The organism is Ensifer sp. ENS06 (assembly GCF_014852205.1).
GTDB classification, from domain to species: domain Bacteria; phylum Pseudomonadota; class Alphaproteobacteria; order Rhizobiales; family Rhizobiaceae; genus Ensifer; species Ensifer adhaerens.
On the sequence record NZ_JACVBC010000009.1, the window covers coordinates 243235 to 270028 of the forward strand.

25 protein-coding genes are annotated in these 26794 nt (G+C 59.7%); 13 read left to right on the top strand and 12 right to left on the bottom strand.

What is annotated here, in order from left to right:
• The first annotated feature begins 115 nt into the window (after positions 1 to 115).
• From IB279_RS26655 to IB279_RS26670, 4 genes are all read left to right on the top strand, one after another.
• Positions 116 to 1603, top strand: coding sequence for a cyclic nucleotide-binding domain-containing protein (locus IB279_RS26655; RefSeq protein ID WP_090299299.1), 1488 nt, complete (start codon positions 116 to 118; stop codon positions 1601 to 1603).
• A 145-nt stretch (positions 1604 to 1748) separates the two neighbouring features.
• Positions 1749 to 2159, top strand: a complete 411-nt coding sequence (locus tag IB279_RS26660; protein ID WP_089045334.1) for a cupin domain-containing protein — start codon at positions 1749 to 1751, stop codon at positions 2157 to 2159.
• Between the two features lie 58 nt (positions 2160 to 2217).
• Positions 2218 to 2976 carry an SDR family oxidoreductase gene (locus tag IB279_RS26665; RefSeq protein ID WP_112975047.1) on the top strand — a complete coding sequence of 253 codons (759 nt, stop codon included), beginning with the start codon at positions 2218 to 2220 and terminating at the stop codon, positions 2974 to 2976.
• A gap of 337 nt (positions 2977 to 3313) precedes the next feature.
• Complete coding sequence (locus tag IB279_RS26670) at positions 3314 to 4507, top strand: MFS transporter (protein ID WP_192340005.1); 1194 nt, start codon at positions 3314 to 3316, stop codon at positions 4505 to 4507.
• 10 nt (positions 4508 to 4517) lie between these two features.
• On the opposite strand, the gene IB279_RS26675 is transcribed toward IB279_RS26670, so the two are convergent.
• Positions 4518 to 6038 carry a PAS domain-containing sensor histidine kinase gene (locus tag IB279_RS26675; protein ID WP_192340007.1) on the bottom strand — a complete coding sequence of 507 codons (1521 nt, stop codon included), beginning with the start codon at positions 6036 to 6038 and terminating at the stop codon, positions 4518 to 4520.
• A 251-nt stretch (positions 6039 to 6289) separates the two neighbouring features.
• On the opposite strand from IB279_RS26675, the gene IB279_RS26680 reads away from it, so the two are divergent.
• The 4 genes from IB279_RS26680 (at position 6290) to IB279_RS26695 (ending at position 9294) form a co-directional block, all read left to right on the top strand.
• Positions 6290 to 6766: a carboxymuconolactone decarboxylase family protein gene (locus IB279_RS26680; protein ID WP_113188458.1), complete on the top strand. Its 477-nt coding sequence runs from the start codon at positions 6290 to 6292 to the stop codon at positions 6764 to 6766.
• Positions 6767 to 8068: an alpha/beta hydrolase gene (locus IB279_RS26685; RefSeq protein WP_192340009.1), complete on the top strand. Its 1302-nt coding sequence runs from the start codon at positions 6767 to 6769 to the stop codon at positions 8066 to 8068. It abuts the gene before it with no gap.
• Between the two features lie 186 nt (positions 8069 to 8254).
• A complete protein-coding gene (locus IB279_RS26690; protein WP_162727226.1) occupies positions 8255 to 8392 on the top strand; it encodes a hypothetical protein in 138 nt (45 codons plus the stop codon).
• A 368-nt stretch (positions 8393 to 8760) separates the two neighbouring features.
• Entirely contained in the window at positions 8761 to 9294 is a 534-nt protein-coding gene (locus IB279_RS26695) for an NUDIX hydrolase (protein WP_113188460.1), read from the top strand.
• 794 nt (positions 9295 to 10088) lie between these two features.
• Here IB279_RS26695 and IB279_RS26700 read toward each other — a convergent pair.
• From IB279_RS26700 to IB279_RS26735, 8 genes are all read right to left on the bottom strand, one after another.
• A complete protein-coding gene (locus IB279_RS26700) occupies positions 10089 to 11003 on the bottom strand; it encodes a sugar phosphate isomerase/epimerase (RefSeq protein WP_060521202.1) in 915 nt (304 codons plus the stop codon).
• A 27-nt stretch (positions 11004 to 11030) separates the two neighbouring features.
• Positions 11031 to 12152: a sn-glycerol-3-phosphate ABC transporter ATP-binding protein UgpC gene (gene ugpC / locus IB279_RS26705; protein ID WP_192340011.1), complete on the bottom strand. Its 1122-nt coding sequence runs from the start codon at positions 12150 to 12152 to the stop codon at positions 11031 to 11033.
• A 42-nt stretch (positions 12153 to 12194) separates the two neighbouring features.
• Entirely contained in the window at positions 12195 to 13082 is an 888-nt protein-coding gene (locus IB279_RS26710) for an ABC transporter permease subunit (RefSeq protein WP_034791826.1), read from the bottom strand.
• 7 nt (positions 13083 to 13089) lie between these two features.
• Positions 13090 to 13980 (bottom strand): carbohydrate ABC transporter permease, encoded by an 891-nt coding sequence (locus IB279_RS26715; RefSeq protein WP_060604814.1) that lies wholly within the window; start codon positions 13978 to 13980, stop codon positions 13090 to 13092.
• Between the two features lie 75 nt (positions 13981 to 14055).
• The gene (locus IB279_RS26720; protein WP_113188462.1) at positions 14056 to 15399 is read right to left on the bottom strand and encodes an extracellular solute-binding protein; all 1344 of its coding nucleotides are present in this window, start codon (positions 15397 to 15399) and stop codon (positions 14056 to 14058) included.
• 447 nt (positions 15400 to 15846) lie between these two features.
• Positions 15847 to 16095, bottom strand: a complete 249-nt coding sequence (locus IB279_RS26725; protein WP_060521197.1) for a hypothetical protein — start codon at positions 16093 to 16095, stop codon at positions 15847 to 15849.
• Positions 16088 to 16399 carry a hypothetical protein gene (locus IB279_RS26730; protein ID WP_246802129.1) on the bottom strand — a complete coding sequence of 104 codons (312 nt, stop codon included), beginning with the start codon at positions 16397 to 16399 and terminating at the stop codon, positions 16088 to 16090. Before IB279_RS26730 ends, IB279_RS26725 begins: the two co-directional genes overlap by 8 nt.
• Before the next feature lie 236 nt (positions 16400 to 16635).
• Entirely contained in the window at positions 16636 to 16899 is a 264-nt protein-coding gene (locus IB279_RS26735; protein ID WP_156623648.1) for a hypothetical protein, read from the bottom strand.
• Between the two features lie 795 nt (positions 16900 to 17694).
• On the opposite strand from IB279_RS26735, the gene IB279_RS26740 reads away from it, so the two are divergent.
• From IB279_RS26740 to IB279_RS26755, 4 genes are all read left to right on the top strand, one after another.
• Entirely contained in the window at positions 17695 to 19677 is a 1983-nt protein-coding gene (locus IB279_RS26740; protein ID WP_060604803.1) for an AI-2E family transporter, read from the top strand.
• A 687-nt stretch (positions 19678 to 20364) separates the two neighbouring features.
• Positions 20365 to 22014: a caspase domain-containing protein gene (locus IB279_RS26745; RefSeq protein ID WP_060604800.1), complete on the top strand. Its 1650-nt coding sequence runs from the start codon at positions 20365 to 20367 to the stop codon at positions 22012 to 22014.
• 320 nt (positions 22015 to 22334) lie between these two features.
• Positions 22335 to 22946, top strand: a complete 612-nt coding sequence (locus tag IB279_RS26750; RefSeq protein ID WP_034791852.1) for a TetR/AcrR family transcriptional regulator — start codon at positions 22335 to 22337, stop codon at positions 22944 to 22946.
• A 37-nt stretch (positions 22947 to 22983) separates the two neighbouring features.
• Positions 22984 to 24207, top strand: a complete 1224-nt coding sequence (locus IB279_RS26755; protein ID WP_060604799.1) for an MFS transporter — start codon at positions 22984 to 22986, stop codon at positions 24205 to 24207.
• A 160-nt stretch (positions 24208 to 24367) separates the two neighbouring features.
• Here IB279_RS26755 and IB279_RS26760 read toward each other — a convergent pair whose 3' ends face one another.
• Positions 24368 to 24937: a 2'-5' RNA ligase family protein gene (locus tag IB279_RS26760; protein ID WP_064817064.1), complete on the bottom strand. Its 570-nt coding sequence runs from the start codon at positions 24935 to 24937 to the stop codon at positions 24368 to 24370.
• Between the two features lie 113 nt (positions 24938 to 25050).
• Positions 25051 to 25800, bottom strand: a complete 750-nt coding sequence (locus tag IB279_RS26765) for an exonuclease domain-containing protein (RefSeq protein ID WP_113188464.1) — start codon at positions 25798 to 25800, stop codon at positions 25051 to 25053.
• Between IB279_RS26765 and IB279_RS26770 the strand changes: the two genes are divergently transcribed.
• A complete protein-coding gene (locus tag IB279_RS26770; RefSeq protein ID WP_156623649.1) occupies positions 25800 to 25937 on the top strand; it encodes a hypothetical protein in 138 nt (45 codons plus the stop codon). The genes IB279_RS26765 and IB279_RS26770 overlap by 1 nt on opposite strands.
• A gap of 150 nt (positions 25938 to 26087) precedes the next feature.
• Here the strand turns inward: IB279_RS26770 and IB279_RS26775 are convergent.
• On the bottom strand, positions 26088 to 26794 hold a 707-nt coding region (locus IB279_RS26775), incomplete at its 5' end, for an aldehyde dehydrogenase family protein (RefSeq protein ID WP_192340013.1).

Below are 26794 nucleotides of genomic sequence, written 5' to 3' on the forward strand. Positions count from 1 at the left end.
AGAACCATCGGTTCGGGGTGCAACAAGGGCGGGTTCGCCCTTGTCCTTATCAGAACAAGGCGCCACCAGCCGGCTGTAGCGGAGGGAGAAACGCCGCCTCGCCAGGGGAGTGGGAATGGACCAGAAAACGCAATTGTTCCCCGTCCTCGTTTGTGTTCTGGGCATTGCCGGAATTGTCGTCTGGCATCTGCAGGGCAGGGCGCGCCCCACGGCGCGGCTGATCGTGCAGATCGCCTTCTTCGCGTCGATGACGGCGGCGCTCGCCTACAGCGACCTCAACCCGTTTCGCTACGACCGGACCGATCTCGACGGTGCACAGACACTGCTCGTGGCGGCAAAGACCCTCTGGTGGGTTCATCTCTCCTGGGCGGTGATCGGGTTCGTCCGGCTTTATCTTGTCCTCGATGGCCGGCCGCGAGAAGCACGATTGATCCAGGATCTGGTCGTTGCCGTCGTCTACCTCGGCGTGCTGCTCTCGATCCTTTCATTCGTCTTCGGCGTGCCGATCGGGGGCTTGCTGGCGACTTCGGGCGTCATTGCGATCATTCTCGGTCTCGCATTGCAGAGCACGTTGGGTGATGTGTTCTCGGGCATAGCCCTGACCCTCGGCCGACCTTATGTCCTTGGTGACTGGATCTGCCTCAGTGACGGAACGGAAGGGCGGGTGGTCTCAAGCAACTGGCGTTCGACGCATCTACTGACCGCAGCGCACAATCTCGTGGTCCTGCCGAACAGTGTTCTGGCAAAGGTGGGGCTGACCAACATCAGCCAGCCGGACGAGAACCATCAGATCATTGTCTCGGTTCGCGTGGCTCCGACGCGTATGCCGCACATGATCGTCGACGTGATGCATGCTGTTCTCGACAGTTGCAATGCGATCGTGAAGCAGCCCGCTCCCATTGTCGGACTGGTGGGGATTGATGCCAGCGCGATCACCGTCGAACTCCAGTTTAGGGTCACCAGCCCGGCACAGCGCGGCCCGGCGCGCAACGAAGTCATCGACCTCGTCTATCGGCATTGCAGGGCGAACGGCGTGCAACTGGCTTTGCCTGCCGGGAGCCTGCTCATAAAGAACCCTGACAGGTCCGACCCGCAGCACGCCGTCGCACCGGCGCAGGACCTGATCGACGCGATCCCGATTTTCTCCAATCTCAGCCAGGAAGAGCGCGATACGCTTGCAGCCGCGGCGACGCCGCGCAGCTTTGCCGCCGGCGCCGAAATTGTCAGAGAAGGCAGGTCGTTCGAAAGCCTGATGATGATCAAGAACGGCGTGGTGGCGATGAAGAGCGGCGATGTGGAAATCGCGCGCCTGGCCCCCGGCGATTTTTTCGGCGAGGACGGCCTGCTGGCCGGAATAAAGGCGAAACACGACCTCCATGCCGTCACCCGCCTTACCGTCTATGAAGTCGATCAGGCAGCGTTCGCGCCGCTTTTGTCGAAGCGTCCGGAAATTGCGGAGGATCTGGCAATTCATCTGGCGCAACGCGAGGCGATCGGAGCAAGTTCGGAATTGCCTGCAAACCAGCGCGAGCGACGCAAGCTGGACCTGCTTCATGCCATCCGATCCATCTTTCGAAGCCAGCGTGAAAGCGCGAAGAGCTGAAGCGGTTGCGCGGTGGTTCGGACGCGGGCACGACATCTGCCGAGACAAAATCGCCGCTGCGGCAAACCTACGTATATCTGTTTCTCCCCGGAGGCCGGCCATAGGATCCCACCCGTTGCCAACAACGTGAATGGAGGAGAAATACATGCGAAGATTAGCGATTGGCTTGCTGTTTGCGACGCTGATCACCGGACCGGTAGCGGCCTCCGACGAGCCCTACAATGCCAAGGTGACAGTGGTGTTCGACCACGCGCTTCCGAATGTGCCGGGCAAGAGCATGCGCGGCGTTCTGGTCGAATACGGCCCCGGCGGGCACAACCCGTCACACACCCACCCCAAGAGCGCCTTTATCTATGCGACGGTGATCGAAGGCAGCATCAAGAGCCAGATCAACGACGGTGCCGTGAAAGTCTACAAGACCGGCGAGAACTGGATCGAAGTCCCGGGTGATCACCACCGCGTGAGCGCGAACGCAAGCGACAGCGAGCCGGCAAAGATCTTGGCCGTTTTCGTACTCGATACCACCGAAACGGAGATGGTGTTGCCCGCAAAGTGAAGCCCTTCTTCATGATCGGATGCGGTGATCCATCGACGAGCCCGCAAGGAGCAGAACCATGAAAATCGTTATTATCGGCGGCACGGGCCGCATCGGCTCTAAGGTCGCAGAGCACCTCAGAAATAAGGGCCACGACGTTGTGCAATCGGCGCCGTCCACCGGCGTTGATACGCTGACGGGCGAAGGGTTGGCCGATGTGCTGGCCGGTGCCGAGGTGGTGCTCGACGTCAGCAACTCGCCATCCTTCGAACCGAGTGCCGTACTTTCGTTCTTCGAACGATCGACCGCGAACCTGCTCGCGGCGGAGCGTGCAGCCGGCGTCAGCCACCACGTCGCCCTCTCCATCGTTGGCATCGAACGGTCGCCCGATAACGGTTATTTCCGAGCCAAAGTCGCGCAGGAGAGCCTGATCAAAAAGGGCGGCGTCCCGTACACCATCGTAAGGTCGACGCAGTTCCTGGAGTTCCTAGGCGGCATAGCCGACGAGGCAACAGTCGACAGGACTGTCCGTGTCTCATCCGGCGCGTTCCAGCCAATCGCTGCAGACGACGTAGCAGCCTTCGTTGCAGAAGCGACGATCGGCAAACCCGAGAACCAGACGATCGAAATCGCTGGCCCTGAAAAGAAGCCCATGAGCGATTTCATTTCCGAGTATCTGGCAGCCGTCGGCGATAGCCGCAAGGTTGTTGCCGACCCGGACGCCAAGTACTTCGGCACGCGCGTTGATGATCAGGCACTGGTTCCTCTTGGATCCGCCAAGCTGGGTAAGCTCGACTTCAGGACTTGGAATGCCAAACAACCTCAGGCCGCCGCTTGAGGTCTTTGCGGAGGGGCGATGCGGCGACAAAACGCCCACCGTCCCCGACGCGCTTGTCTCTGGTGCGACCACGCACGTTCGGATGACCGCCCATCGCAGGGCTGACGTCCTGTCGAGGATTTGCGCTTGAAAGGACGAGGTAAGCCAAGTTTACGGTCCACACCTTCATCGATCATGATAGAAATGGCAGTCGGCGACCGTTCCGAAGCTCGTAAAGGACGGCTCGTGCAAACTTGATGTGCGACATACGGGACCGGCGTCGGCAAATCGCCGGCGCCCATGTTGTGAAATGCAAAGGTGATTTTCAACAAACAGGAATTGGTCGGGAAACCGGGCCATGGCCAATCCTTCAACAGCCTCTGTCGCGTCTGGCGATCCGCTTTCACTTGTGATCGGCGCAACGGCCTGTCAGGTGATTGGTGGCCTCGTTCCGCAGATGTCGCCCTTCGTGGTCGCGGGATTGATTGATGGTCTTGCACTGTCGGAACGTGACGCCGGTATCGTAGCGTCGGTCGAATTGCTTGCCTTGGCCGTATCGGCGATCCTGATTGCGCCGGTGCTACCGCGGCTATCCTACCGACGTGCCGGGATGTCTGCGCTGGTATTGACCGTGGCGGCTCAAGCCGCCTCTATCGTATCAGATGGATGGACGTCGCTGGTCTTGTTGCGCGGCGCTGCAGGCATCGGCGAGGGAGCGCTCTATGCCATGTCGCTCAGCCTTGTCGCGTCTCATTGCTGCAATCCGGTAAAAACTTTTGGTTTGTTCCAGCTCGTCTGGGCAATCGGCAGCGTGGTGCTGTTCGGCATAGGCGGCGAGGTGACCGCAGCCTATGGCCACAGAGGGATTTTTGCGCTGTTGGCGGGTTTGACGCTGGGCCTATCTCCGTTTCTTCTTCTCATACCGGATCTTCGAGCTCTGAAGCAGACCGCCACCCGGACGCCACCTTCTGTGCCTCTGCTTGGAAGCCTGCTGTTTGCTGCCATTGTTCTTTACGTCGCGGTCTCCGCCGGTCTATTTGCCTTCAGCGGACCGATGGGCGAGCGCATCGGTCTGGACACGGCCGCGGTAGGGTACATTCTCACCTTGTCGACGGTCGTCGGGCTTGCCGGCGCCGGCGCGGCCACGGCACTGAATGTTCGCTGGGGCAGGGCGGTCCCGGTCTCCGCATTCTGCCTTGGCTACGTCGTGGTGGCACTCGTCCTTTGCCTCTGGACGAACCCGGTGGCCTACAGTGTCGCCGTCATCCTATCCGCCGTCCTTTACTACTTTTCACTTCCGTATCTTGTTGGCCTGGCCGCAGCACTGGACCAGAGCGGGCGCTGGGCGGCAGCAGCGGGGTCGGCTTACCTGCTCGGATTTGCTGCCGGGCCAATCTTTACCGGCGCAGTGATCGCAGCTTCGGGATACGCAAGCCTCGCAACCGTATGCGTCACCATGACCATCGTCGCCTGGGCCCTTGCCGTTTCCATCATCGCACGCGCTTTTCACCGAGACCGCTTGGCCGACCGGTTCCGAAATTCGGCGCCTTAGGCTTACACCGCTAGTCGGCCGAGGCGGCGGGCAAAGTGAATGCCACCGTTGCGCCTAATGCCTGGTTGTTTGCGACCCACAGGCGGCCGCCGTGGGCTTCAACGATCGATCGGCAGATGGGCAAACCCATTCCCATGCCGTTGCCTTTCGTCGTAAAAAACGGTTCGAACACGCGCTCCGGATCCTTGAAGCCACTTCCGGTGTCCTCAACCGAGATCCTGACGGTGTCGGGGTGATCGTAGCTGGACATGATCTTCAGCGAACGCAGTGGGTTCGTCGTGTCCATGGCCTGGATGCCGTTGCGGATCAAGTTTACCAGGACCTGCTGGACCTGAACCCTATCGAGCGAAACTCTGGGAAGATCCTGGTCCAGGGCCAAGTCGATGCGCGTCGTCGTTGCCGCGATTTCATCTGACATCAGATCAAGAACGTCATGGACAAGCCGGTTTACATCCTCGACCGCCCGTTCCTGCGGCTGATGTTTGAAAAGGGCGCGCATGCGGCTGATGACCTCGATGGTCGCCGCGACGTCCAGGGTAATTCGCTCTGCAGCACGCTTGCCTCGTTCAACGTTCGGAGGATCGGCCGAAAGCCAGCGCAGGCACGCGTCAGCGTCCGCGGCGATCGCCGCGAGCGGCTGGTTGACTTCGTGAGCAATCGAGGCGGAAAGCTGCGAAAGATTGGCCGCCTGGGTCGCGCGCGCAAGCTTTTCGGCCGAACGGCGCAAGGCAGCTGTTGTTTGCACTTGATCCTCAATGTCGTGGCAAAGGCCAAACCACTGGACGATGTTGCCGTCCTGGTCGCGCAAGGGCTCCGCGCGGCCAGACATCCAGCGATAGGCACCGTCCGCTCGAAGCAATCGATATCGCATCGAAAATCGTTCCCCGGTCTCAAGGCAGCGGGTTAGCTCGGCATAAACGGCATCAGCGTCGTCCGGATGGAAAATCGTATCCATGACGGATGCAATGTCACTGACGTTTGACAGGTCAAGTCCCAGATAGTCGGCCATGCGCCTGTTGACGAGCGTCGTGGTGCCGTCGGGTGTCAGGCGCCATAGATTGCTTGGAACCATATCGACCAGCAGGGATAGTTCGATGGAACGAGCACGCAGGCTCTCCTCAGCCTTTTTCTCGTGTTCGATGTCGATGGTCTGCCCATGCCAGACGGTGACGCGGCCCTGGGCGTCCGTTGAAGGTCTCGCCGATGCGCGAAACCAGCGAAACTGACCGTCCGCACCACGCAGACGGTGAGCGCTGTCAATCGGCTCGCCCGTTTTTACACTCCGCCGCCAGGTCGTCGCCACAAAACGTTGATCGTCTTTGTGAATGCGTTCAAGCCAGGCGCCCTGGTCTTTCAGGCTGCTGCCGAAGTAGGCGTCCATGCTCCGGTTGCGATAGATGAATCGGCCGGCAGTATCCATCGACCACATGTGGCCGGGTGAGTTGTCGAGAAGATCAAGCGCGAGCTCGGCGATATTGCGAGTATGCTCGCGAAAGTGGGCATCTTTCCTCAGTCCATCGTCGTTCGACATCTGTCGCTCCGCAGAAGACGACGGTCAACAAAATGACTGACGCCGAAGCTCGGCGGTGGACCGGCAGCCTTGGTGAAAGAATGGCCGCATTATATCCCGAAGGCCTTCGTTTTCAAATGACCCACCGTTGGCCGGCGGCCCGTGGTCGAGCGGCGCATAAACGGATGTATAGCTGCCGCACTCGATGCGTTTCCGGCACGATAACAGGCGACCATGTCGGTCAAGAGTGCCAGGCGGAGGATGGAACATCGATGACCCAGCGGTTCAACTACTCCAAGCTTTCCCCCGGCATGGTCAAAGCCATGATGGCGCTCGGCAACGAGATCAAGAATGGCGCGATTGAAGAGAGCATACTGATCCTCGTCGACATGCGGGCGTCCCAGATGAACGGGTGCGCGTTCTGCATCGACATGCACGCCAAGGAAGCGATTATCCACGGCGAGCGGCCGTTGCGCCTCTTCCATATCTCAGCCTGGCGTGAGTCCACGTTGTTCTCGCCACGTGAGCGGGCCGCACTTACCTGGACGGAAGCGTTGACGAAGCTCGCAGACGGCGGTGTTCCCGATGCAATCTACGACAGCGTGCGGGGTGAACTATCCGAGCAGGAGATTTCCGATCTCACGTTCCGGATCATGGCGATCAATGCCTGGAACCGCGTCAGTGTCGCTGCCCGCACCGTTCCTGGTTCCGCCGACAAGGTCTACGGGTTGGACAAGGCCGATCTCTAGATGGATTTTTGTCGGGCAATGGCAGGGCTCCTCATGCTTGTCTGCCTTGTCGGCTGTTCCACGCAGCGTGCCGAGCTCTCACCGCAGCCCATCACCACGTCACCGGCGCCACAAAGCTCGCAGGCTGCTCGAACGCCACAAGCTTTAGGGGCTCCCGATCTCCTCTACATCACGAACCGGGAGCCGACAGTCGCGTCCGGCAACAGGCTGTCGTATGGTGCCAAGCGTGCCATTTTCCTGAGCTTCGGTTCGGTATCGATCCTCCCAAAAGGCAACTCTTCCGCCGGCAAGAGCGAATTTCGTGTCGACGCCGTTTCCGAGACTGGCCGGTTTCCGGCAACGCCTTACGGCGTCGTAACGACGGCGAGCGGGCTACGCCGCACGCCTGAGGCCGTCGCGGCACATGAACAGGCTGTCGCATCGCTGCAGGTTGAAATTGCCCGGCGTCTCGCGACAGCCGGACGCAAGGAAGTCGTCGTCTTCGTTCACGGGTACAACAACAGCTTCGACGATGCCGCACTCGCCACGGACGAGATTTGCCGATCGCTGCAAAACCAGTTTGTCTGCATTATCCTGACTTGGCCCGCCGGAGGCACTGGCGGCTCGTTCTTTGGCTACAACATTGACCGCGAGTCGAGCGAGTTTGCGGTCGCGGACTTCAAGAAAGCCGTTCGCGCCATTGCCGAAACGAAGGGTGTAGAGAGGCTGCACCTGCTGGCGCATAGCCGTGGAACCGATGTGCTCGCAAGCGTCATGCAGCAGCTTGCCATCGAAGCCTATGTCAGTCGATCCTCGCTTTGGCAGCGTTACAAGATCGCGAACGCTGTGTTTTTCGCTCCCGATATCGATCTCGATGTAGCGTCGTCCAAATTGTTCGCCTGGGTCTCGGACCCGGACCTTGCCTTCGGGAGCAAATCGATACCAAGCACCTTGCCCTCTCAAGGCTCCCTGCACCTTACGGTCTATTCGTCTCCCAGGGACGAGGCGTTGAAAGCGTCAACGATAATCTCTGGCAGCGTCTTGCGGCTTGGACAGCTTGCCGTCGGCAATCTTCCCAGGGGCAGGAATGAGGCGGCGTCCAAATGGGAAGGGTCGCATATGGGCGGGCTGGTCGATTTCGTCGAATTTTCGGGCGGCGGCGGCTTCATCGGGCACAGCTACTTCTTGTCCGACGCCACCATCAAGACAGACTTGGTTGCGCTCATTCGCGATAGAGCCAAAGCCGGCGATCCCCGACGCCAGCTGGTCGAAATCAAGCGCCCCTTCTGGCGAACGTCGGACGCCCCACAGGCGACGCCATAATTGTCTCAGGAGTTTGGCGGGTCGGTTTCCGTCAAGCAGCGTTGCATCGCTCCTTTGCCAACCCCGAAGGCACTGGGTACCTTGTGCTACCGCTGATGCATTCATTCAGCCGTCGCCGAAGATTAGCCTGTGGTGCGGATTCTGGCCGGGTGAGCGGCGCCCGAGCGATCTTGGGGCAAGGGGCTCATGTCCGACTTCGTCAAAAGATTGAGCCGTGTTCTGAAAACCAGTTATCCGAAACTGAGCCTTTACCGCCGCTTACCTGAACGCGCGATTTCTATGGCGCTCTTGCGTTGGGTATGGCGCGACAAAATTGCCCATTGATGTGCTCGCACGAAAGGGCGATGTGAGGGGTATGCATACGGAAACTTTCATCAGGATATCGCGGCTCATCGAGCAAGCACGCTCCCTTACCCGGAGCCGGCTACCCTGATCCTGTAACGCCGCCATAGCCCCCGCCGCTCCGGGAATCCACTGACCAACAGTGCGGTTCATTATTGACGGAGTGTATCTATGCCCGCGTCTCCAGCCCGCCCCGTTTGCATCGGTTGCAACCGGCATCTTCCCCTTTCTGCTCGCCGTTGCCCGTGGTGCAAGACGCACTGCGCTGCCACCCGCCGCAACTCGTGCGCCGTGCGCGAACGGAGCGCGCATCCGCCAGTTCTCTGCGCGTTTGGCAGGGGGAGCGGAAAATGAAGGACACCAATAAGAACTATTGCGCCGCTGAGGAGGCTGCCCCGGAAGAGATGCAGCAGGTCGGAGCTCTTCCCTGGCGCATCGCCAAGAATGGCGAGGCAAGGATTTTGCTCGTCACGTCGCGCAGCAGCGGGCGGTGGATCGTGCCCAAGGGATGGCCAATGAAGGGTTTTGCGCCCCGCCAGACCGCGTCGCGGGAAGCGTTGGAGGAGGGCGGTGTCATTGGCGTCCTCTCTAAGGCGCCGGTGACGACCTATCGCTACATGAAACGCCTGGATAACGGCGCAAGCGTTGCCTGCCGCGTGGCTGTGTTTGGGCTGAACGTGCGCGGGACACTGGTTGATTGGCGGGAAAAAGCACAAAGGCAGCGGCGTTGGTTTTCGCTCGCCGCGGCGGCGGACAAGCTTGATGACCGCGAACTTTCGGAGTTCGTGCGCACCCTGGATGCCGCGTCGGAATGTTTGGAGCCACCGACCGGCGCAACCGGGAAAAAATCGGCGCTCGACGAGATCCTCATGTTGAGGCGCTAGACCAGTGTCGACGTTCCCGCACCTCGAAAAGTATCGGCGACCAGTTAAGTCCGTCTGCAGCCATAGGGTCAGTCGCGCACGATGAATGCCTGGCGCCACTACCTGCGACGGCAAGAGCGGCGCCAGGAACCTCCCGGGGTTGATCCCTCAAATGCCGACCTATCCGGCCGAATCCGCATACAGAGAGAATAAGCAATGAGCTTCAGATACAGTCATACTTTGCCGATCAGCGGCGCAAACAAGCTGCCCCGATTCAGACAGTGGGCCGCCGAGAACATCCCAGGTATCGCCTTGTCCCTGCCTCCGCAGGTCCCGGTCAAGAGTACCGCCTTGACAGTCCGCCTCAGGTCAGTCGAGGATCGCGCTACACTGATGGCGAGGCTTGAAGGCGTGGATCTCGATGACAGGAAGACCCGCTAGTATCCCCTGTTGTCCACCGCGCGACCGGTGAGACGGTCGAACCGGCGATTGGGACACTGATCGGCGGTTCTGTTCGTTGCATGAAAGTGGTAGCGGTGGTCGACCGCGAAAGGCTGTGCAAACAAAGCCGAAGGAAAAAGCTTCGGTTCCCCCTCACGTCATCGCCAGGAGACGACGTCATCGATATGGCCGGTCTCTGGCGACGCCCCGCAGCTGAGAGGCGCAGACCAGATGCGCTTGCGCGCAGGTTTGCCACGTTGAGGCGCACTTCTCGTCGATTGGCGCGCCTCGGTAACACTTGATCCTGCCGGTGTCCTTGCTTGCGACAAGCCGGAAGCACCATTCAGCTGTCCGCCAGGGCCGTCGGTGGCACGTTAAGCAGCGCGCCTAAGCCCCACGCCTGCCGCCAGTCGCCTGGCTTGCTCCAGGCACGCCAGCTGCTGATCGGCAAAGCGCTCGGCGCTGATTTCCATGATCAGCGTCGTATCGGGAAGGAAGGTCAGCTCAGAGAAGATGTCATCCCAAGCAATGTCGCCCCAGCCGATCGGCAAATGCAGGTCCCCGATGCCGAGCGCGGTTGCTTCCGCCGGATGATAGAAGCGGTTCATGGTACAGGGCAGGCCGAAACTGTCGTGAACATGAAGGTGACCGGTCACCGGAGCCATGGCCCTGAGTTCATCACGGAAATCGAGCCCGCGATGCGTGGCCTCGATATAGGCATGCGAGAAGTCGATGAGTGCGACCACGTTGTCGGAACCGATCGCCCGCACCGTTTCGGCAACCTGGCTCGGGGATTGGCGGTACTGGCCGCTTTCCGTCGTGAAGATGTTCTCAAGTGCGATGCGAACGCCGTAGCCTTTGGCAATCTCGGCCATTTCTGCGAGCGCGTCACGTTCCATCTTGTCGAGGTCAGCGGCGTTCTCGCCGGCGGCAAGCTGTGCTGCACCGGAGTGGTGGACGAGGATCCCCGCGCCAAGCCGGTCGCACAACTCGAGCATCGCTCTTACGACCTTCTTCTGCAGATGATGGTGCTGGCGATCCATGAAGTTGGAGACGATCTGGCCGTGCAGCGATAGCTTGTTGAAAGTGTACCTCTTCGTGATCTCGGCGACGCGCTGGACGCGGTCTTCGATGATGCGGCCGCCGCTGACGATCTCTTCGCCATAGATCCCGATCTCGCAGGCGTCAGCGCCCGTCTCTGCAATCTCACGCAGGGAAGCATCAAGGGTCGAAAGGTCACCCTTGCCCGTCCGGTTGCAGAATCCTACGGCGGAAATGATGTCGTTCATCACGGTTCTCCTGATTTATGAAAACGATCAGACTGCTTGGAGTGTCGGTTGGCTAGCGGAATTGCGGATGGCACGCGGCTCCAGATCGACCTCGATCCTTCGGCCGGTCTCCTTGTCGAAGAGATGCAGGTGCGCGAGCGGCAGTTCCAGGGTGATCCTCTCGCCCGGCCGCACGCGCGTGTGCTCGTCGACTGTGGCCGCGAAGGGATAGCCGTTCAGTTCCGAGTGGATGACGCGGCCGGAGCCGAGCTCCTCGATGAAATCCACCTTGATCGAGACGCCTTCAGGCGCAACGACACATTGTTCGGGGCGGATGCCGACCGTGATCTGTCTTGCGCCCAGTCGGGTGGCCAGGCCTCTTTCGATCGGCATCTTCGTACCGCCGAATGTGAGGCAGGCGTTGTCGACGTCGACCACGGCATCAAAAAGGTTCATTGCCGGAGAGCCGATGAAGGATCCGACGAAGATGCTTGCCGGACGGTGATAGATGTGGAGCGGCTGGCCCACCTGTTCGACCACACCCCTGTTCATCACGACCAGCTTGTCGGCCAGCGTCATTGCTTCGACCTGGTCATGCGTGACGAAGATGGACGTTGCCTGGAGGCGCTGATGCAGTTTGCGGATCTCGGCCCGCATGGTGACGCGGAGTTTGGCGTCCAGGTTCGAAAGCGGTTCGTCGAACAGGAACACGTTCGGCTCGCGAATGATCGCGCGTGCCATCGCGACGCGCTGCCGCTGACCGCCGGAAAGCGCCGCCGGTTTGCGATCGAGATAATCGGAAAGCCCCACGATCTTTGCGGTCTCCTCAATCCGGCGCAGGCGCTCCGCCTTTGCGACGCCCGCCACCTTCAAGGCGTAGCCAATGTTTCCCGCAACGGTCATGTGCGGATAGAGAGCGTAGTTCTGGAAGACCATGGCGCAGCCGCGTTCGCGCGGTTCGAGCCGGTTCACGACCTTCCCGTTGATCGCGATCTCGCCTGAGGTGATCTCCTCCAGCCCGGCGATCATCCGCAGAAGCGTCGATTTCCCGCAGCCGGACGGGCCGAGGATCACGACGAATTCTCCCGACGCAAAGGCGAGGTCGATGCCATGCAGGGTGGGGTTCTTGCCGTAGGATTTACGCACGGCGCGGATTGCGATGTCAGCCATGAGCGCGGACCTCTCTGTTTCTTCTGTTTGGGGAAAGCGGGGTCATTTTTCCGTGGCCACGAGGCCGCGCACGAACCACCGCTGCAGCACGGCGACGACGATGAGCGGTGGCAGCATGATGATCAGCGATCCGGCAAGCGTCACGTTCCAGTCCGGCGTGCCGTTGTCAGCTGGCAGGAGTGCAACCAGCGACATCATCGTGGTCTTGTATTGCGGGTCCGTCACCATCAGGAGGGGCCAGAGATACTGGTTCCAACCGTAGACGAACATGATCGTGGTCAGTGCGAGCATGTTGGTACGCGACAGCGGCAGCAGCATATCGATGAAGAAGCGGATTGCGCCTGACCCGTCCATGCGCGCAGCCTCCGCCAGTTCGTCCGGCAGGGTCAGATAGAACTGGCGGTAGAGGAAGGTCCCAGTCGCCGTGGCGATCAGCGGCAATGTGAGGCCGGCATAGGAATTGAGAAGGTTCCAGTCGACTGAGACCTCGAAGCCGGTGACGGCGGAAATCAGCAAGCGGATCGGCTGGAACAGGTCGGCGGCGACGGCATAGGTGGGCACCACGCGCACTTCGAGCGGCAGCATCAGGGTGATGAACACCATCCAGAAGAAAAAGCCTTTCAGAGGTGTTCGGAAGAACACGATGGCAAAGGCCGTCAGCGCCGACAGCGCTACCTTGCCGACCGTGACCAGGCTCGCCATGACGAAGCTGTTCAGCATCGCCGTGCCGAGGCTGGCGCGCGACCAGGCAGCACCCATATTCTCGAAGAGGCGATCCTGCGGCACGAAACTGAAGGGTATGGCGTTGACCTGCTGGAAGGTCTGGCTGGCGCCCGACAAAATGACGATGAAGGGGCCGATCAAAAGCAGGAAGCCGAAGATCATCACACCATAGGTCAGCGCGTTGGCAAAGGGTGTCCGCTGGATCATGGAAGCCTCACTTGTAATGGACCTGGCGCTCGATGAAGCGAAACTGGATGAAGGTGAAAATCATGATGAGGCCGATGAGCACGAGGCTCTGGGCCGAGGCACCCGAGTAGTTCAGGCCTCGGAACGCCTCCTCGACGATGCGGTAGACCATCACGTCGGTGCCGTGGTTCGGGCCCCCATCGGTCGTGCGTGCGACGATGCCATAGGTATCGGCGCCGACGAAACCCTCGGTCATCATGATCACCAGCAGGAAGAAGAGCGTTGGCGCCAGCAACGGGATCTGGATATCGACCGCGCGGCGGATAGGGCCGCAGCCGTCCATCGCGGCTGCCTCGATCAGGGAGCGCGGGACCGACTGCAGGCCGGCGAGCAGGAAGATGAAGGTGTAGCCCGCCCACTTCCAGGCAAAGACGACGATGACGAGGATGAGCGCGTGGCTGCCGTATTTGGCCGGGTTCCAGAAGTCCGGAAAGGTCGCGTTGACCGAGGCCATCAGCCCGCGCTCTGGCGACAGGATGAAACGGAAGGCCATACCGGCCGCCGGTCCCGCAATCGCATAGGGCAAAATGTAGAGGAACCGGAACGGCGCGGAGCCCGGCAATTGCCGGTCGACAGCAAGGGCAAGAACAAGACCGATGAAAATGGTGGCAAGCGTTCCACAAAGCGCAAATGCCAGGCTGACGCCAACGGAGTTCCAATAGAGCGGATCGGCAAAGACTTCCTGGAAGTTGGCAAGGCCGACGAACTCGGCAGCACCGCCGAATGGGGGCTCCAACGTGAAGGCCCATCGCAAAACGGCGACAGCGGGCCAATAAAAAAAGAGCAGGATCAAAATGATCTGCGGCAGGGCGAATAGGCTGGGCAGCCACCAGCTGCGAAAGGCCGCGCGCTTGTCCATATGTCGAAATTCCAATGCGCAAGAAGAGCGATCGGAGCCCACCGATATTGTGGCAGGCTCCGGGCGGATCAGATTTTAGTTCAGCGTCTGTCCGGCGTAGGTCTTTTCGAAGCGGCGCAGAACTGCGTTGCCGCGTTCCACCGTCTTGTCGAGTTCGCCCTGTACGTCTGCGTTCTGCATGAAGATTGCTTCAAGGGCGGTTGCGAACTCCTTGCGGATCTGCGTGAAGCCGCCTAGCCGAATACCGCGGGTGTTTTCCGAGGTCGGGGTGAAGGACAGGCTCTGGATGGCGAATTCGCGGCCCTTATAGGGAGCCTTGTCGTAGAAGCCATTGGCCTTCATGGCGTCGAAGCCGGTCTTGGTCACCGGGATGTAGCCCGTCACCGTCGACCACCACTCGGCCATTTCCGGCGTCGCAAGATAGTTGAGGAAGGCGGCTGCACCCTTGTATTCGGCTTCCGGACGACCGGCGAGCACCCAGAGCGATGCGCCGCCGACCAGCGAGTTCTGCCGTTCGGTGCCCTTCCAGACCGGCAACATGGCAACTTCCCATTTCACATTCTCAGGAAGGGTCTTGCCGATCGTGCCGTGGTCGGCGACCGAGGTCTGGATCATCTGGCAGGTCTGGGACGTGAAGGCTGGGACGATGTCCATGCCGAGCTGCTTGGTTTTGACCACGAAGAGCTTCTCGTCAGCCATCTTCTTGAAGAACTTCACGTGGTCGACGAACTTGGTCTTGTTGACGACAAGCTCGGCGTCCAGTCCGTTATAGCCATTCGCCTTGGTTGCGATCGGCTGGTTGTGGATCGCCGAGAACTGCTCCATCAGCGGCCAAGTGTCGAAGTTGAATGCGAGCGGGCATTCGAAGCCGGCCATCTTCAGCTTGCGGGCTGCTTCCTCGACCTGCTCCCAGGTGTCCGGCTTGAAGTCGATGCCGGCCTTCTGGAAGGCGTCGACGTTGTAGTAGAACATCGCGGTCGAGGAGTTGAACGGGAAGGAGTTCAGCTCGCCCTTCGCCGTTGCGTAGTAGTTGGCGATGCCGCCGAAATAATTGTTCCAGTCGATGGTGTAGCCATTGTCGGCCATCAGCTTCTTTGCAGGCACGAAGGCGCCGGACAGCATCATGTCGAGCGTGCCGGCATCATAGATCTGGGTGATCGCCGGCTGCTTCTTGGCGCGGTAGGCGGCAATCGTGTTTTGCAGGGTGGTGTCGTAACCGTTTTGCGAGGTGCAGACGATCTCGAAGTCTGACTGGCTCTCGTTGAACTTCTTGCAGGCATCCTGGACGCGTTCGCCAAGATCGCCCGAAAGGCCGTACCAGAACTCGAATTTCGTCTTTTCGGCGGCTGCGGTTGGCGCGCCAAACGCGACGCTAGCCATCAGGCCGAGGAATACGGAGGTAGTGACGGAGACTCTCATTTGCAAAACGCTCCTTGCAGGATGGCGGACACCAGGATCGGTGGCACGATGAAGCCGGGGCGCTTGCTAACAGTTGCGTGTGACAGTCCGTGACAATCTGCATGATGATAAAATGAAAGTTTCGTAACGCAGGCGCGAGACAGGCAGGCTAACCAATCTCCCCGTTTTGCCCTTGATGGTGCAAAGTTGGGCAACCTCAGGAAGTGCGTGCGCCTCCGACGAGCCCCATTGTGGTCCCCAGGAGCGAAAATGCACCCCCGAATTAAGGGCCATGAAAAGGAATGGCCCCGTCGGGCGGCGACGAGGCCATTGGCTTATCGGGGCTTCACTTCCGGAGGGATGGTGAAGGCGTCACCCTGATCGGGGGCTCAGGGTTCCACGAAACGAAAACGCAGATGCCTCGAACAGGTTCCATCTTCTCTTCCGAAAAGTTGGACCAGACCATTGCTATCCCGGAGGAGGAAAGTCGTCGTCGGGGTCGTATCTGTCCGGATCAAAGATGCTTTCGAGCTCTATTTCCTCGATCTCGTCGAGATCGTCTTCGTCATCGGGTTCGTCAAATTCCGGCACTGGCTCGCGCGGTTCGCGCAAATCGCCCTTGCCGAGCGGGCTATCGTCGGGGAAATCGGTCGGTTCGCGTCCGTGTGCTGTCAGCCTATTCGCGAGGCTCTCGCTATTACCGCCTGTGTTAGGCATCACCGTTCTCCTTGCGTATGCTTTCGCCGATCGTCGAAAGTCCGTTGCTTCGAGGACAACCGACGCGCACGAGGACCCGGTCAGCCCCGGCAATATCCTCGGCGATACGGCGGACAAAATCGTCACCACTGCTATGGCTGACCTGACCCTCGATGACGACGGATGTTCCGAGCACTCTGAAGCAGAGATTTTGCGTATCGAAGGGCGCTTCGGAAGCCAGAGCGTATTTGATCGAGGCGATCAGCCCTGAGACTTCAGCCCCTCCGCCGCCCCGGCAATCGAATTCAGGTCGTATAAAAATCATAAGCAAACTCCTTCTCGGAGTCTCAACTCACCGATGCAGACCTTGTTCCTTGTCTGGTTGCTAATTTATTGATGCCAAAAGAAATCGCCCGAAAGGCGCCTGAGGGCGATGAGAGCGTTGTCTGGGTGGGCCGGCAGGATGGAATACAGCGGCCCCGCCCTGGAAACCGCCCGCGATGAAATCGGTCCCGTTCCCGCTTAATTTTCTCCTCGTCGCCAAGATGGAGGCCGAGTAGCTCAGTGGAGTGGGGAGGTCCTATCCTTGCGAATGATCATGCCGGCCCCTTCCTCGAACATCTTCTCCTTGGCATCCAGCATGAACCACCGGTTATGCGCCAGTTCAATCAACGCGTCGGCGACCTCGCGCTCGCTCCAGCCGGCCGCCTCGCCATATTCGGCGACCGATTGGAAAACATCTTCCATTGCCATCTGACAGTCCAGATCTCGATCCGGGTACAAGCCCGTCTGTTTCGGCGATACGTATCTTGGATGCTTTGCCATAACGGACCTCCTTGGATCCGCAGTAGAGCGCATCAAGCTATCCTCAAGCTTTCGCTAAAACGCGTGCGACTTTCCTGTTGTTCCCGGCTCCGCGCCATCATCGTTGAAGGGTGCGCGCGAGACGGCTGGGCCATCCGACGCGTTTGAAATCCCGGGGGCCTTCAAAGCGCGAAGGGACGCAGTCCCATCTACGACTTTCCTCGGGGCCGCCGGCGGGCAGCGGGAGAGCTTTGCCTGAACTTGGTGAGCGAGCGCCTGAGTTTCGCGATGTTCTTAGTGACGTGCTCGATGATGAGCAAATGCTTCCGTCGGCCCAGCGCGATGGCGCTTCCGCACCTTTCACAGGGGACGTGCTCGTCGTCCCTCACTCGGTCGACCGGTGTCCCGTTTTCGTGGCCGCACTCGGGGCACTCGATTTCGATCTCATCGTCAAACATAACGCTCCCTCGATTGAGAGCGGATACCAACACGTCTGAAATTGGGGATCAATGCTTAGGCGCTTACTCAAATGGGGCTACAATTCCGCCGCGAGCCGCGCATCATCACCCCGACCATTGCCACTCGGGTGAGCCGGTGTCGACAGGTCCTGCAACGTTCCAGGCCAGGTTGGCCGTTGGCATCGGGACCTCGCCGTCTGGCTTATTTGTGCGTCCGTTCTAATATTATCAGTTTGGTTGGTGCTGATCGGCAGTGCCTATGGATGGATGACGCCTGCCCGTAGCTTGAGAACCACCGGGCCGGAGGGTTCGCAATTGGAGACCAGAAGGGGTACGCCTGGAAGGCCCGGGAGGTTCGATGCTGAGATTTTCGCGCAAGAGTGGGAAAGAACCGGTCAATATGGCCGTCGAATTGCATCCGCTGACCTTGTCGCGGGCAGCTGCTGAGACTTCGAAACTGCCAACGCTTGCAGCAATTGCTGCAACGGTGGCGGTGCTCTACATTGCCAAGGATGTCTTCCTTCCCCTGGCGATTGCCATCCTTTTGACGTTTGCTCTTGCACCCGTTGTCTCAAGGCTGCGCCGCGCCGGCTGCCCTCGCTCGGTCGCGGTTATCGGAACCGTGACGATGGCTTTCCTGTTCCTCAGCGCATTTGGCGCCATGGTGGCGCTGCAAATCAGCGAGGTCGCGCGGGATGTGCCGAGATACCAGTCAAATATCGTCGAGAAGGTCCGCTCCCTAAAAGAAGCTGGGTCGGACAGCCAGATACTCGATCGATTGAGCCGGGTGATGGAGCGGATCAGCATCGAGCTCAGCCGACCTGAAAAAGATGTGGCTGTGTCGCCCGCGACCGCGCCTGAACCGAAGCCGCTTCTGGTAGAGATATTTTCGCCGCAGCGCCCGATCGAAATCCTGATGAGCGTCATCAATCCGCTCCTAGGTCCCTTGGCAACCGCTGGCCTCGTCATTGTTGTCGTCATCTTCATGCTGTTCGAGCGAGAGGATCTGCGCGACCGATTCATTCGGCTTGTCGGGTATGGCGATCTTCATCGAACGACCGAGGCACTCCAAGATGCGGGCGCTCGTGTGGGCCAGTATTTGCTCATGCAACTTGTCGTCAACATCACCTATGGGGTGCCGCTCGCGATTGGCCTTTGGTTTTTAGGGATTCCAAACGCACTTTTGTGGGGGATGCTCGCGATCATGCTGCGCTTCGTGCCCTATATCGGCCCGGTGATTGCTGCTGCGTTGCCCCTGTTTCTCGCGTTCGCAGCAGCTCCGGGCTGGAGCTTGGTGGTTCTGACGCTTGGGCTCTTCATTGCTCTTGAACTGTTAAGCAACAACGTTGTCGAGCCCTTGCTATATGGGTCTCGCACAGGACTGTCTCCCCTTGCGATCATTGTTGCTGCCATCTTCTGGGCCTGGCTCTGGGGCCCGGTTGGACTGGTACTGTCGACCCCGCTCACCGTCTGCCTGGTTGTGCTTGGCCGTCACGTCCGGCAGTTCGAATTCCTCGAAATTCTGTTGGGCAATGAGCCCGTCCTCAATCCGAAAGAGCGCCTTTACCAACGGTTGCTGGCGGGAGACCCGGACGAAGCAACGGATAATGCAGAGGAGATGCTTGAGGAAATGTACCTCGTCGAATTTTACGACACGGTTGCCATTCCCGCGCTGCTTCTGGCCGAAAGTGACCGTATGCGTGGTGCCTTGACGGAAGAGCAAGGAGCACGGGTTGCCGAAAGTGCAGGTACACTGGTTGCCAACCTCGAGGAGATCGCGGTTGAAGAGGAAGACGAAGACAAAGACAAAGACAAAGACAAAAGCGAAGATCCCGACCGCGACACCGATGAAAAAGAGAACGATTATGAACTCCCTCCTGGTGAAGGGCGATCCGTGCTTTGCCTAGGAGGGCGAAGTGCGCTCGATGATGTCACGGCGATGATGCTCCTGCAGGTTCTGCGGGTACAAGGCGCGGACGTCAATTATTTCAGCCATGAAGCTCTCAGGCCGCAAAAAATCAAGGAGCTGCCGACAGAAGGTCGGCATGCCATCGTTCTCACTGTTCTCGATCGAGAATCCATGCGCCACGCCAAATTCCTTGTCCGTCGCCTGAAGCGACTGGCTCCTGGAGCGCGGGTCGGCATCGTCCTATGGCAGGACGTGGACGAACACGAAGCCGGGAAGTTCCTCGTTGAGGAAACGCAGGCGGACTTTGTCGTTTCTGCGATCACGGACGCCATCCGGGAGGCGCTGTCGACGGAACCACCGCAACCCTTCAAGTCGGCACATCCGGGGAGCGCCGGTCGTGCGGCGGTGCGAGGGCCGGCCCATGGCGGATAGGGCAGCCCTGGTGAGCCAATTCGTCGGACGGATCAAAGTCGAGTGCTATTTGTCTGGAAATGCTTCCCCCGAAAGGCGACGAAGCACGTGGAAGTGCTAAACAGATTGTTCAGCCGGCACCTTGAGAGACACTAGGCAGCCAAAGTCGTTCAGCCCCTGGCCACCCGACTGCTGGAATGTCGCATTTTCTATCGAACTCGCCCGCGGGCGCCTTTCGTACGCACTTCTTCAGCGCGCGGAATTGTAATCCACCGGCCTGTGCACGGTCAGTTTCATCATCAGCGATTGCGACCAACGGGACGGCCAGCGCTGTAAGCAGGAGAAAGATCCTCACCATGTTCGCTCCTTCGAAATTAAGTAGATTCTAAATCGACAGTAGTGGGAGCCACTCGTTCTTTAGTCATTCTGAACTAGTACCGATGGATATTTATGAGCAGTCAGGATTATCCATTTTTCCATGCGGGCAGTTTGGAGTAACCACACGATCAGGAGGCCCCTTTTTAGACCAGCAACCGTCGATTGTTGATCTCATCTGCTTTCCGACGTCGATTGACTACATCTTCCGGCAGGATCATTCTTGATGTTCCCGTCGCGGCCTTTTGGGGCCGCTCCGATGAAGTGACGGCAACGGTTGCGCGCTGTGGCTGTCAAACGCTCGGCTCGGGATCGGAGTGGTGGAGCTGCTTCATGAATTCCCTTCGTGCCGCTGTCTTGCTCTTGCTCTTTTTTGTGGGCTCCCCCGTCTGGGCCGAAAAGCGCGTCGCGCTGGTCATTGGGAACTCCGCCTATAGACACGCACCTCAGCTCGCGAACCCGCAAAACGATGCCGGCGACATGGCGTCGAAATTGACAGCACTGGGCTTCGTGGTGGTAACGGGTCGGGACCTCGATCTGACGGGAATGCGGGGAGTGATCCGAGAGTTCGTCGGCAAGGTCGAAGGCGCAGACGTGGCGCTTTTTTTCTATGCCGGGCACGGGCTGCAGGTGAACGGTGGCAATTATATCATCCCGATCGACGCGCAGCTGAAATCGAACAATGATCTAGACTTCGAGGCGCTGCCGATCGAACTCGTGCTTGCTGCCATGGAGCGCAACGCCAAGGTCAATCTGGTTTTCCTCGACGCTTGCCGTGACAATCCGCTCGCTACGAATTTGGCCCGGTCGCTCGGAACACGGTCTGTAGTCGTCGGTCGAGGCCTGGCCAAACTCGATACAGGTGTGGGGTCGCTGATTGCGTTCGCCACGCAGCCGGGAAACGTTGCGCTCGACGGGGCCGGTCGAAACTCCCCGTTTACGTCGGCCTTGCTTCAACACCTCGGCACACCCGGGCAGAGCATAACGGATGACCTGATTGCTGTGCGTCGCGCCGTTTTGCAGGTCACCGGCGGTAAGCAGATTCCCTGGGATAGTTCCTCACTGACGGGCCCGGTTGTGCTGAACCCGGCGAAAATCTCCGAGACGCCAACGAACTCCGCGGTGGTCCTATCGGACACCGACAGAAGTGTGGAGCTGTCCTTTTGGAATTCCATCAAGGACGCGACCGAGAGGAACTTTTTTGAGGCCTACCTTCAGCAATACCCAAGCGGCGCCTTCGTCACGCTTGCGAAACTGAAAATCGCAGCGATTGAAGCGCGGGATAAGGAACGGGAGACGGCTGAACTGGGGCAGGGCGACCTCAAGCGTGCCGCCCTGCCGCAGGTCACCGGCGTGCCACCCGAAATTGCTAAACTTGAGCAAACCACATCAGGCTTAAAGGGATCAAGCGCTCCGACCGGCCAAATGAGTGCCGGCGAGCTCACACTGATCGCCCAAAGGGAACTGGTGCGTGTCGGATGCCTTGAGCAGGTGGACGGCAAATGGGGTAGCGGCAGTCAGAAGGCGCTGCAAGCCTATGCCGAACGCAAGGGGATCAAGCTTGCCTCGCTCACGCCCACCGAGGAGCTCGTGAATAGTCTGAAGGCGGCGGGTGGCCGTGTCTGCCCGCTCGTCTGTGGCAACGGAATGGAAGTCCGCCGAAATCGTTGCGTGGCGGCTGGTTTGAGCGTGTTCAATGGCGTGTGGAAGCTAACGAGGCATGCGACGACGGACTGCGGTGATTGGCGTGAGCTTTCAACGTCCGTCCTCGTAAATGACGGTGTTGTATCCTCCAACTCGGGGCTTTCGGGGAAAGTCGCGAGGAACGGGACTATTAGTATGACCCTCACATTCGTCCATAAAGGCCGCAAGGGCGGCAACATCCTCACCGGCATGATAAAGGACGACAAAGGGAAAGGCAGGTTCAAGGGGACCGGGGCGGGCAGCGGTTGCTCAGGAACTGTCTCGATGAGCAGGATGTAGTCTGAAACTCCCCGGCATGGGCTCTTGCGAATCGATCGCCCTCAGGTGCTTCCGTCGACGCCGTGGACATGAATGCCTGGAGATCGACGGCATTCACGGTGGAACGCCCACGGACAACTTGTCTGCGCTCTGAGCCAACGCTGCAGCTCCTGTCAGCCAATGTGCTCGATACCAAGCGTAATGTGGGACATCGTCAACTGCAACGGGTTCGATTTAAGCTCGCGCCACTCGTCTTTCCAATAGATGCCGATCGATAAGCGGCTTGACCAAATCTCTTTGACGGCCTATTAGGGAACGAGCGTTTCCTAATAGGCCGTCAAATGAATTCCGAAAGAAACTCCCATCGCTCCGTCGGGCGCCCCCGCGAGTTCGACATGACCCAAGCTCTGGATGCGGCGATCCGCATATTTTCGGAGAGGGGCTATCACGGAACCTCCATCGCAGAACTGAAAGCCGAAATGGGACTGACTGCCGGCAGCCTGTACAAGGCGTTTCAGGACAAGCGTGACATCTTCGTCGCTGCCTACGACCGCTATAAACAGGTCCGAGCTGACCTTCTGGAACAGGCATTGTCTTCAGCCTCCACCGGTCGCGAAAAGGTTGCCCGCGTCGTCAGTTTCTATGCCATGTCCGCCTGTGGTGAGACCGGCAGGCGTGGATGCCTGGCCATCGGTGCCGCCGTGGAACTGGTTCTGTCCGATGCCGAGATCGCCGCCAAGGTCGCAGGACACAATCGCAAGCTCGTCACGCGGCTCGAAGGTTTCATTCGCGATGGCCAGTTAGATGGTTCAATTCGCCATGACGCCGATCCCGCGAGTACCGCGCTTGCGCTATTTTCCTATCTGCAGGGCGTGCGTATCGCCGGCAAGACCGGAGAGCTGGAGAACCAGCTGCTCCCTTCCGGTGAAGCAATCTTGCGCATTCTCGACTGATCAACCCGCCCGTCTCCTTTCTCCCAAGGCACATTCCATGACAACTCCAGCTTCCCTCGCCCAGTCGCAGCGCCCGGCCGGTCTCTCCGTCGGCATGACTTTTCTGATGGCCGCCGCCTGCGGCCTGATTGCCGCCAACCTCTATTATACGCAGCCACTCGCCGGGCCGATCGCACTCGACATCGGCCTACCGGCTGAGGCAACAGGCTTGATCGTGACCGTGACCCAGATCGGCTACGGCCTTGGGTTGCTGCTCCTCGTGCCACTGGGTGATCTCCTCGAAAATCGTCGGTTGATTGTGACCATGATCAGCCTGGTTACTCTTGCCCTGATCGCGGCCGGGCTCTCCACCACACCTGGACCCTTTCTCACCGCTTCGCTCGCCATCGGGCTTGGCTCGGTTGCTGTCCAGATGATCGTGCCGTTCGCTGCCAACCTTGCACCGGATGCCGTTCGGGGTCGCGTCGTTGGCAATATCATGAGCGGTTTGATGGTTGGGATCATGATGGCGCGGCCGATTGCCGGATTAATTGCCGGCGTCAGCTCCTGGCATACCGTGTTTTATGTTTCCGCGATCGTCATGGTCGGGCTTGGAGCCCTTCTATGGACGCAATTGCCGACCCGCATGCCTGCGGCGGGTCGATTGAGCTACGGCCAGCTGCTCAAGTCGATGGCCCAGCTTCTCGCGACGCAGCCGGTCCTGCAGCGGCGCGCCGCCTATCAGGCCTGTCAGTTCGCCGCATTTAGCCTCTTCTGGACCGTGACGCCGCTTTATCTTGCCGGGCCCAGCTTTGGGTTGGGTCATAATGGCATTGCGCTTTTCGCCCTGGCCGGTGTTGCGGGCGCAATTGCTTCGCCCATCGCTGGGCGCCTTTCTGACAAGGGATTGGTGCGGCCGGCAACGGCATTCGGCCTTGTCAGTGTCGCGGCCGCTTTTCTGATGACGCAAATCTCTGAAGGTTCGACCTTTGCGCTCACATTTTTAACGCTTGCTGCAATCCTGCTCGACTTCGGCGTCACCATGACGTTGGTGACGGGGCAGCGCTCGATTTACGAACTCGGCGCGGACTTGCGCAGCCGGCTCAACGGCTTGTTCATGGCAATCTTCTTCACCGGCGGCGCCATTGGCTCTGCCCTGGGTGCCTGGGCATTTGCCTCTGGTGGATGGTGGCTCGCCTCCATGATCGGCCTCGCACTGCCCGCCACAGCGTTCGCCATCTTCCTGACCGAGACCCGGTCAGAACGATGCTCGGAGAGTTGAGCGAGTTCGGCATCGCATCCGTCATCGATGTACGCCTCCGCGCGATGTGACGGGTAGGCGGTCTCTTCCTGGTGCGGCCCACAGTCTTCTTTCGAGGTCTCTGTGCCCCGACCCTGTTGGTCATAAGCGCGCGGATAAAGCATCTGTCCGCCCATGTGGCTCAGCGATGATCGTCAACGATCGCCGCTGAGCCGGCCAATGGCGCTGTACGGAGAGCGGAGATCTCGAAACAGACCGCTCGTTCGAGCTGCCAAGGTCCGCCTAGATATCTCCAGAGATCCAGGCCCTCCAGCGTCAACGATCGTGGTTTGAAATCGTGTGTCAGTTGCCGGTGCAAGGTGTCTGCGGCTGACCGCGAAACCCTGTTCTGGACGGTGATATGCGGCTGCCACCTCTGCATGTCCTGACCGCCCAGCCATGGCATGAAAGCGCGCTTTAGTTCTGCATAAAGGTCTTCAAGCTCAAGACTTCTGATCGTGAACGCCACACCCGCGCCGAGATGGCGAACACTGGCTGCCTGCGCGCGGATCTGGTCACGCTTGGTGGCCGCGGCCTGCAATTCTCCAACGATCCGCTCGAGGTGTTCGCCCGGTAAACGATTAAACATCGTGAGGTGAGCGCGGAGGAAGTTTCGCTCCGACGGGAAATGCGCGTTTCGAAGGCGATCGAAGATTTCAAGATCGATCTCCGCGATCCGGGCTGTGAGGATAAGCGGTTTGCGTGTCTTCAAGGCAATTCCTGTCGATGCTGAGTAGAGTACTTCACCAAGGCAGATCACCGCGTTCGCCGAGCGCCACCCTGGTGCCGCCCTTCATTCGGCGCATGCGCGACGCACAGTTCCAGTCATAGCAAGGTTTGCTGCACTGGCTCGTCGGCAGCGGTAGGTTCGAATTCACCGCGCCTTTGCAACTCGGTCTGGGCGCTGAAGCGGATGTCGCTATCTCTATCGCGAAGAAATTCGGTGAGCGTCTCCGTACTAAGGCGATCCCAGCCCTTCCCACGATCAGGCCCGGAGGGCACGCGCGGCAACAAGCCCGGCTCGGCACTCCACGCCAGCAACTGATCGAGCGATGCAGCGTTCAACAGATCGCGCAGATGATGGGCCGTCACGTAGGCATCCGGCATGCCTCGATGGGCCGGAAGACCTATCTCGTGAACGAGCCCTTTCGGCATACGCTGGTAGCGGAGCATCTGGTTGGAAAATCGTGGCAGATCGGGCCAAATCCGTAGGGCGCACTTCCAGGTACAGATCCAGGGCAAGCCGCCGGTGAGACGAGGCGTGCAATACCGTTGTTCGAAGGCTGCACGATGTGCGGCCAACGCGTCGATCCCGCCGTGCGGATGCAACACTTCTGGCGCCACATTTTTCCAGTAGGGCGCGCCGGCGACTTGCTCGTCGAGAATATGATGGATGGCCATCGTGTCGGGCGAAATCGGCCGCCCCGGATTGACCATCAATGCGCCGCGTTCGTCGTTGACGACCCACCGTCCATTGTCTTCAAGGACCACGTCCTGCCACCCGATTTCGCAGACGTCGTTCGGTCCGTTGCCGGCCGTTTCCAGATCGATGACGCGAACGCGGGATGTCGACAATGCCTGCTGTCCTTCGCCCTACTGCGGCCACCATGCTTTCGATGCGAGCCGGCCACTACGGCTTTCTCTCCTCCACCATCAAGGCAGCGGTGCTCAATTATCTAGTGCCGCAAGGTCATGCCTGCCACTTCGAATGACGTTGTGCAAAGTCGAACTTCTATCCCTCACGAGCCATACCTCGTTGTCCAAGGACTGAAACCGTCAGGGTTGTGGAAAATTCGCCACTGTATCCACGGAAGACCGCAAGAGGACGTCGCTCCTCAGACCACGTTTCACCTGCTGCGGCGTCAGACGCTCTTTCGCGTGACGAAGCGTGTTTCCAGATAGGCCTCGATCGCTTCGGATCCGCCCTCGGTGCCGTAGCCGGAATCCTTGATGCCGCCGAAGGGGACTTCGGGGAGCGCCAGGCCCAGATGGTTGATCGAAATCATTCCGCTTTCGACCTCGCTTGCCAGGCGGTGGGCGCTGCGCTCCGATCCGGTAAAGGCATAGGCCGCAAGACCGAAGGGCAGGCGATTGACCTCGTTGATCGCCTCGTCGAGATCATGGAAGCGATTGATGATCGAGACCGGACCGAACGGCTCGTCGTTCATGATCCGGGCGGAAAGCGGCACGTCCGCCAGAACCGTCGGCTCGAAGAAGTAGCCGCGGTTGCCGATGCGATGGCCGCCGGTCGCCAATCGGGCACCATGCTCGAGCGCGTCGGCAACCAGGCTTTCGATCGCCGGGATGCGCCGCTCGTTGGCAAGCGGCCCCATGTCGACGCCGGCTTCGAGACCGTTGCCGACCTTGATCGTCTTCGAGGCGGCGACGAAGCCGTCGAGGAACTGATCGGCGACGCGCTCCTGCACGAGGAAGCGGGTCGGCGACACGCAGACCTGGCCGGCATTGCGGTACTTGCTGGCGGACATGATGGCGACGGCGCGTTCGACATCGGCATCATCGGTGACGATGACAGGCGCATGCCCGCCCAGTTCCATCGTCGCGCGCTTCA

What these genes read in the sequence shown, in the direction of transcription:
- IB279_RS26675 (WP_192340007.1), bottom strand. Translation starts at nt 6,038, where the DNA reads ATGTCGAACGACGATGGACTGAGGAAAGATGCCCACTTTCGCGAGCAT.
- IB279_RS26745 (WP_060604800.1), top strand. Translation starts at nt 20,365, where the DNA reads ATGAATTCCCTTCGTGCCGCTGTCTTGCTCTTGCTCTTTTTTGTGGGC.
- IB279_RS26735 (WP_156623648.1), bottom strand. Translation starts at nt 16,899, where the DNA reads ATGGCAAAGCATCCAAGATACGTATCGCCGAAACAGACGGGCTTGTAC.
- IB279_RS26660 (WP_089045334.1), top strand. Translation starts at nt 1,749, where the DNA reads ATGCGAAGATTAGCGATTGGCTTGCTGTTTGCGACGCTGATCACCGGA.
- IB279_RS26655 (WP_090299299.1), top strand. Translation starts at nt 116, where the DNA reads ATGGACCAGAAAACGCAATTGTTCCCCGTCCTCGTTTGTGTTCTGGGC.
- IB279_RS26680 (WP_113188458.1), top strand. Translation starts at nt 6,290, where the DNA reads ATGACCCAGCGGTTCAACTACTCCAAGCTTTCCCCCGGCATGGTCAAA.
- IB279_RS26750 (WP_034791852.1), top strand. Translation starts at nt 22,335, where the DNA reads ATGAATTCCGAAAGAAACTCCCATCGCTCCGTCGGGCGCCCCCGCGAG.
- IB279_RS26720 (WP_113188462.1), bottom strand. Translation starts at nt 15,399, where the DNA reads ATGAGAGTCTCCGTCACTACCTCCGTATTCCTCGGCCTGATGGCTAGC.
- IB279_RS26695 (WP_113188460.1), top strand. Translation starts at nt 8,761, where the DNA reads ATGAAGGACACCAATAAGAACTATTGCGCCGCTGAGGAGGCTGCCCCG.
- IB279_RS26755 (WP_060604799.1), top strand. Translation starts at nt 22,984, where the DNA reads ATGACAACTCCAGCTTCCCTCGCCCAGTCGCAGCGCCCGGCCGGTCTC.
- ugpC (WP_192340011.1), bottom strand. Translation starts at nt 12,152, where the DNA reads ATGGCTGACATCGCAATCCGCGCCGTGCGTAAATCCTACGGCAAGAAC.
- IB279_RS26710 (WP_034791826.1), bottom strand. Translation starts at nt 13,082, where the DNA reads ATGATCCAGCGGACACCCTTTGCCAACGCGCTGACCTATGGTGTGATG.
- IB279_RS26665 (WP_112975047.1), top strand. Translation starts at nt 2,218, where the DNA reads ATGAAAATCGTTATTATCGGCGGCACGGGCCGCATCGGCTCTAAGGTC.
- IB279_RS26670 (WP_192340005.1), top strand. Translation starts at nt 3,314, where the DNA reads ATGGCCAATCCTTCAACAGCCTCTGTCGCGTCTGGCGATCCGCTTTCA.
- IB279_RS26690 (WP_162727226.1), top strand. Translation starts at nt 8,255, where the DNA reads ATGTCCGACTTCGTCAAAAGATTGAGCCGTGTTCTGAAAACCAGTTAT.
- IB279_RS26685 (WP_192340009.1), top strand. Translation starts at nt 6,767, where the DNA reads ATGGATTTTTGTCGGGCAATGGCAGGGCTCCTCATGCTTGTCTGCCTT.
- IB279_RS26715 (WP_060604814.1), bottom strand. Translation starts at nt 13,980, where the DNA reads ATGGACAAGCGCGCGGCCTTTCGCAGCTGGTGGCTGCCCAGCCTATTC.
- IB279_RS26740 (WP_060604803.1), top strand. Translation starts at nt 17,695, where the DNA reads ATGCTGAGATTTTCGCGCAAGAGTGGGAAAGAACCGGTCAATATGGCC.
- IB279_RS26725 (WP_060521197.1), bottom strand. Translation starts at nt 16,095, where the DNA reads ATGCCTAACACAGGCGGTAATAGCGAGAGCCTCGCGAATAGGCTGACA.
- IB279_RS26730 (WP_246802129.1), bottom strand. Translation starts at nt 16,399, where the DNA reads ATGATTTTTATACGACCTGAATTCGATTGCCGGGGCGGCGGAGGGGCT.
- IB279_RS26700 (WP_060521202.1), bottom strand. Translation starts at nt 11,003, where the DNA reads ATGAACGACATCATTTCCGCCGTAGGATTCTGCAACCGGACGGGCAAG.
- IB279_RS26770 (WP_156623649.1), top strand. Translation starts at nt 25,800, where the DNA reads ATGCCTGCTGTCCTTCGCCCTACTGCGGCCACCATGCTTTCGATGCGA.